This window comes from Mycoplasmopsis arginini (genome assembly GCF_965278885.1).
Taxonomy (GTDB): Bacteria; Bacillota_I; Bacilli_A; order Mycoplasmatales; family Metamycoplasmataceae; genus Metamycoplasma; species Metamycoplasma arginini_B.
Genome location: NZ_CBDIHE010000002.1, coordinates 121,843 through 128,173, shown reverse-complemented (window position 1 = coordinate 128,173; position 6,331 = coordinate 121,843). Strand labels below are relative to the sequence as shown.

Genomic DNA, 6,331 nt, shown 5'->3' with positions numbered 1-6,331 from the left:
AGATTAAGCACGTGTTACTCACCCATTCGCCGCTAGGTTCAAAAGAACCTCGCTCGACATGCATGTATTAGGCACACAGCCAGCGTTCATCCTGAGCCAGGATCAAACTCTTAAAATTTGATTTGGTTATTATATGTTATTTAAAATTAAAATTGACGTTATGGTATTCGTATCCAGTTTTCAAAGAACTATCTAGGGCACAAAAAAATGTGCACTTTTAGAAGTATACACTATTTTAAATTTTTGTTTTAAAAAATTAATATTTTTTTATAAAAGTCAAGCTTTAAAATAAGTACTGTTTAATTATATAGCATTTTTATTATTTATTTATAAAAAAATAAAATAAAAAAAGGCAGTTTTTGCCTTTCAAATTATTATTAGTTTAAATTTATATTTTTATGTGTTTTTTTAAAAAATTATTTTTCAAAAAATAGCTTGTTAAATATATAAATAAACTACTTATAATCTTATATTTATATTATATATATTATATATATGGAAATTTTTAGGGTTTTTTAAATTATTATAAAAAACATTAAAGCGAAGAAATAATATTACATAATTGATTCAATTTTAACTTTATATTTTGGAGCAGCTTCAACTTCAACAGTTTCATCAACTTTATGGCCTAAAATTGCTTTTGCTAATGGAGAAGTGTTTGAAATTTTTCCACTAAATGGGTCGGCATCTAATGCCCCAACAATTGTAACTGTTAAAACTTCTTTATTTTTTAAATTTAAAGCTTTAACTGTTGAACCAATTTTAACAATATGTGAGCCTGAAGTATCTTCATCGATAATTACAACATTTTCTAAAATATGTTGAATTTCTAAAATTTCATTCTCAATAGCCGCTTGCTTATCACGAGCAGCATCATATTCAGCATTTTCCGATAAGTCACCTTGATTTCTTGCTTCTTTAATTTCTTCGATAACTAAAGGTCTTGCTTCTTCTTGTAAATAAGTTAGTCTTTTCTTATATTGTTCCAAACTTTCTTTTGTTAAGTAAATTTTTTTATCTTCCATTTTTTTCTCCTTCTTCAACAATTTCTTTGATGTTATTTTTTGCTAAAAGTATAACACTTTTATTTTTGAATTTTAATGTTTCATAACGTAAATTAAATATTAACGATGCTTCTTTAATTGTTTTTGTTTTGTATTGGTTATCATTATTAATAATAATTATTCCATTTTCAGCAAGAAAATTAATTTTACTTTTAATCAATTCTTCCAATAATTGTGATGATGAATTTAACACAATAATCAACTCAGAAATGTTTTCGATTTTATTAGATAAAGTAATTTTTTCAAAACTTAAATCAGAAAATTCTTTCTTAATATTATTATTTATGTTTTCATTAACAGGACCATTAAAAATAACATCGCGGTTTGCTAAATTTGAAATTGATAGTGCTAAATAATTATCATTATCTTCTAAGTAAATATTTTTATAATCATTTAGATAAATTGTATTGATAACAAAACAAGTAAAAAAATCGTTTGTATTGTTATTATAAAACTTTTTAATTCCGTTTAAAACAATACCAAAATTAGGATTCTTCTCAGCTAGTTTAGTTTTTTCTAATTCTTCATTAGGTGACAAATATTTTTTTGCCATTTTCTTTTTATATACAAAACTAAGAATTAAAACAATAATAGCTATTGATAAAACAACAACAATTGAAATTATTAAACCTAATCTTACATTATGTGAAAGCTTACTTTCTCCATTAAAAACTGAGGACACATGATTTAAATTTGACATATTTTATTTATTAATTTTCAATTTCCTCTTCGTATTCAAATAATTCGTTTTCAAATGAATTACCATTTTCATCAATTAATTCATTTTCTTCTAAAAACGAATCTAACATATCTAATAAAATTGATGCTTCACCTTCATCTTCAACTAGTTCAAGTTTATCATTAACTTCTTTTGTAAGAATTATTCCATCTTTATCTGTTAAAACAAGGTATCTTTCACCATTTTGTTCGGTTTCAAAAATAACTCAAAGTCTTTCATCACCTTCTAAAATAATTTCTCTTTCAGGACTGCAAACTAAAATCTTATTTCTCTTATTATTTTCCATAAATTAACCTCTTTTTAAAAAATCTTCCAATATTATTTGAGCAGCTAAAGAATCTTTTTTTGCTTTTCTCTGCTTTCCATTAAAACCTGCTGCAAATAAAATATTTTCAGCAAAAATTGTACTTTCTCTTTCGTCTTGAAAAACAATATTAATATCAATTGCTTTTTCAAGTCTTTCTTTAAATTTTTCAACCATTTTAGTTCTCTCACTTTTAGAAAAATCCATCCTTGTTGGATAGCCTAAAATAATTGTATCTATTTCATTTTTATATTGACTTTCATATAATCAATATTTTGTTCGATTAATAACATCAATAAAATGCCATTCTTCAAACCTAAATGTTTCAAGGCCGCTTACAATAATATTATTAATATCACTAATAGCGTAACCACAAGTTTTTGAACCTAAATCCAAAGCTAATTTACGCATTAATTAATTCCTTAATAGTATTAATCAAATCATCACCTTTTCTATCGGTAAAAATAGATCCTTGTGAAACAATTTTATTCCCCCCACCTTTACCACTTAATTTATTAGTTATATTTTTAAAAATTACTGATGAATCATATTTCTTAGAAGCAACAATTAAGAAATAATTATTATCTTTAGTTTCTGATAATCCAACTATTAAAGCATTTTGGTATGCTTCACGAAGTTGAATAGTTGCTTTTCTTAGTAAATTACCATCTTTTTCAATAATAATAAATGTTTCAATATTATTAACTAGTTCAGATTTATAGTTAGAAATATCCACACTTTCATTATTTTTTTCTTTTAAGAATTTTTTATAATCTTCTCTAATTTGATTTTCAACATTTTCATAATAATCAAGCATTTTTTCTTTTTCATTAGCTAGTTCTGGAATATCTACATCAAAAGTTAAATCATAATCAGGTTTTAATTCTTTATTATTCTTAATTAATGATGATAAAAGTTTTTGTTGTTCAATAATTTCGTTATATAAATATTCATTAACTAATTTTTCAGAAGTAACAACTCTTAAACGGTAAATTCCTGTACCTTTTGAATCAACAGAAACAATTTTAAAGTTTTCGATTACTGAAGAATTTTCGACGTGAGTTCCACCACATAAATCTTTAGTTATATTTTCAAATTCAACAACTCTAACATTATTAGCATCATGATATTCTGATTCTTCAATTGTCATATAAGCACCTAATTCTTGTGCTTTTTTAACAGATGTTATAATGTAATTTCTTTTTGCCGACATAGCAATATAGTCACGCATTATATGTTCAATTTGTTTAATTTCAGATTTTGTTGGACGATGGTCTAAACCAAAGTCAAATGTGAAATATTCTGGATGAATATTAGAACCTAATTGTTCAATAATATCATTTACATATGTTTTACGTAAAGCATGAAACATAATATGTGTTGAACTATGGTTTCTTGCATAATTAAGTCTTTTGTCCTTATCAACAAAACATTCAACTGGATCTTTTTTATTAATTATTCCCTTAACAACATGAACATGGTTTCAATATTTATCTTTAAACACGTCTAAAATCTCAATTTTATTACCGTTTTGAAGCATAAAACCAAAGTCATGATTTTGTCCCCCACTTGTTGCATAAAATGGAGTTTTATCCAAAATTACATAAGAAATAGAATCATTGTCCTTTGTTTCTTCAATTGCTTCTTTATCGTCTAATAAATATAGAATATTTGATTTTGATTCTAAAAAGTCATATCCAATAAAATCAGAAATTTTGTCCTCAATTAAAGAAAGCGAGTCAATAACCTTTTGCATTCCAGCTTCAATATTTCCTCGTGAACGTTCTTGGTGTTCCTTTAAATGATCATAAAATTCATCTAAATTAATCTTAATATTCTTTTCTTTTAAAATTTCATCAGTTAATTCAATAGGAAATCCATATGTATCAAACATTTTAAAAGCTATTTTTGCATCGATATATCCTTTTTTATCTAATTCGTGTTCTAAAAGTTTTTCACCTTCTTTAATAGTTTTTGCAAATAACTCTTCTTCATCACGAATAATTTTTTCAACGTTTTCGACATCAATATCATAAATTAAAGAATCTTTAACAACTGAAACTAATTTATATAAAAATGATTTTTCAGTAATGCCTAATGATAAACCAGCACGGTATGATCTTCTTATTAAACGACGAATAATATAACCTCTACCAACATTTGAAGGGCTTACACCATCATTAATTGCATTAACACTAGCTCTAATATGATCAGCTATAATTTTGAATCAAGTGTTAATTTTTGCTTGTTTTGGTTCTTTTGTAAAATAGTTATTAATATCGTAATGGTGATTTGTTTGTTTTTCTACTGCTCTGATAATAGGTAAAAATAAATCGGTATCAAAATTAGTTGGGGCATCTTGTAATATAGAAGTGATTCTTTCAAGTCCAGCTCCTGTATCGATATTTTTTGTTGCTAGTTCTGTGTAATTATTTTCACCATCATTATTAAATTGAGAAAAAACAATGTTTCAAATTTCAATATATCTATCATTTTCAATATCATTAATTAATAACTCAATTCCACGTTTGTCATATTTTTCACCACGATCATAAAAAATTTCAGTGTCTGGTCCACAAGGTCCTTGACCAACATCTCAGAAGTTTGTATCTCTTGTTCCTTTAATTAAATGATCTTTTGAAATACCCAATTCAACTCAACGGTTATAAGTATCTAAATCTTCTTCAAAATAGGTAATATAAATTCTATCTTTTGATAGTTTTAGAACATCGAAAATAAATTCATAACCAAAAGCAATAGCTTCTTTTTTAAAATAATCACCAATTGAAAAATTACCTAGCATTTCAAAGAAAGTATGGTGTCTTGCTGTAATACCAACATTTTCAATATCGTTCGTACGAATTGATTTTTGTGAGTTTGTAATTCTTTTTGCAGGTGGTACTTTTTTACCACTAAAATAATCTTTTAAAGTGGCAACCCCAGAGTTAATTCAAAGTAGTGAGGGGTCATTTTGAGGAATTAATGATTTTGATTCAACCACTAGGTGTTGCTTAGATGCAAAAAAATCTAATCACATTTGTCTTATTTGTTTAGATGAAAACATAGTTTCTCCTTTTTTATAAAAATTTCTTTTGTTTATCTTTGTAATATATCTTATCTATAATTGCTGCTCCGACAACTTTTGGTCCATCATAAATAACTACCTGTTGACCTGGAGTCACAGCTTCAGTATCTTTATACAATACTTCAATTTCATTATTTTCTAAAATTTTAACTTGACATTTTATATCTTCTTGTCTATATCTAAATTTTGCTGTTAAATTATCAGCATCAAAGTTTTTTGCTATTAAATTCCAATCTTTTCCAATCAACTTATCTGATAATAAATATTCTTTATGATCTTCATTGGCAACATAAATAATTTTTTCATTTAAATTATGTCCAACAACAAAGTATGGTTTTGAAAATCCGCCAAGATTTAAACCTTTTCGTTGTCCAATTGTGTAATACATTGCACCTACGTGTTTTCCAACAACTTTATTTGAAAAAATATCAACAATATTTCCGGGTTGTGCGGGAATATAATTTTCTAAAAATTGTGTAAATCTTCTTTCACCGATAAAACATATTCCTGTTGAGTCTTTTTTAGAAGCTGTTTTTAGATTTAAATTATTAGCTATTTCTCTAACTTCTTTTTTAGTCAAATTAGCTAGTGGAAACAAAACTTTTTCTAATTGTTTATTACTTAATTGTGATAAAAAGTATGATTGATCTTTTGAACTATCAATGGCCCGAAATAACTCGCCATCTTTTGTTTCTGCATAATGACCCATAGCTATATAGTCTGCTTTTAAATTATTAAATGCATAATCAGCAAAAGATTTAAACTTAATATATTTATTACAAAAAATGTCAGGATTAGGAGTTCTACCAATTCTGTATTCATTAATAAGATATTGAAAAACGTTATCTCAATATTCTTTAACAAAATCAACACGATGTAATTTAATATTTAATTGCTCAGCAACTGCTTTTGCATCAAGGTAATCTTGTTCTTGAGGACAAATATCTTGACTAATATCAGAGTTTCCTAAAAAATCATTGTTTAAAAATGAATCTCAATTACGCATGAAAAGGCCTTCGACTTCATAGCCTTGTGCTAAAAGTAAATGGGCACAAACACTTGAATCAACACCACCACTCATTCCTAAAATTACTTTTTTTGACATTTTACTCCTTAAAAATATATAAATTATAAGGTTT

At 25.8% G+C, this 6,331-nt stretch carries 6 protein-coding genes and 1 rRNA gene; all 7 read right to left on the bottom strand.

What is annotated here, in order from left to right:
• Nucleotides 1-118 (bottom strand): 16S ribosomal RNA (locus ACQW0Y_RS01170); the annotation flags it as partial.
• A 436-nt stretch (nucleotides 119-554) separates the two neighbouring features.
• The gene (greA, locus tag ACQW0Y_RS01165) at nucleotides 555-1,025 is read right to left on the bottom strand and encodes a transcription elongation factor GreA (RefSeq protein WP_004416908.1); all 471 of its coding nucleotides are present in this window, start codon (nucleotides 1,023-1,025) and stop codon (nucleotides 555-557) included.
• The gene (locus tag ACQW0Y_RS01160) at nucleotides 1,015-1,764 is read right to left on the bottom strand and encodes a BC85_0335 family putative methyltransferase (protein WP_427867371.1); all 750 of its coding nucleotides are present in this window, start codon (nucleotides 1,762-1,764) and stop codon (nucleotides 1,015-1,017) included. The genes greA and ACQW0Y_RS01160 overlap by 11 nt, the downstream gene beginning before the upstream one ends.
• 10 nt (nucleotides 1,765-1,774) lie before the next feature.
• Nucleotides 1,775-2,089 carry a hypothetical protein gene (locus tag ACQW0Y_RS01155; RefSeq protein WP_004416906.1) on the bottom strand — a complete coding sequence of 105 codons (315 nt, stop codon included), beginning with the start codon at nucleotides 2,087-2,089 and terminating at the stop codon, nucleotides 1,775-1,777.
• 3 nt (nucleotides 2,090-2,092) lie between these two features.
• Nucleotides 2,093-2,518 (bottom strand): Holliday junction resolvase RuvX, encoded by a 426-nt coding sequence (gene ruvX, locus ACQW0Y_RS01150; RefSeq protein WP_427867370.1) that lies wholly within the window; start codon nucleotides 2,516-2,518, stop codon nucleotides 2,093-2,095.
• Nucleotides 2,511-5,171: an alanine--tRNA ligase gene (gene alaS / locus ACQW0Y_RS01145; RefSeq protein WP_427867369.1), complete on the bottom strand. Its 2,661-nt coding sequence runs from the start codon at nucleotides 5,169-5,171 to the stop codon at nucleotides 2,511-2,513. The genes ruvX and alaS overlap by 8 nt, the downstream gene beginning before the upstream one ends.
• 13 nt (nucleotides 5,172-5,184) lie before the next feature.
• Nucleotides 5,185-6,297, bottom strand: coding sequence for a tRNA 2-thiouridine(34) synthase MnmA (mnmA, locus tag ACQW0Y_RS01140; protein ID WP_427867368.1), 1,113 nt, complete (start codon nucleotides 6,295-6,297; stop codon nucleotides 5,185-5,187).
• Between the last annotated feature and the right edge of the window lie 34 nt (nucleotides 6,298-6,331).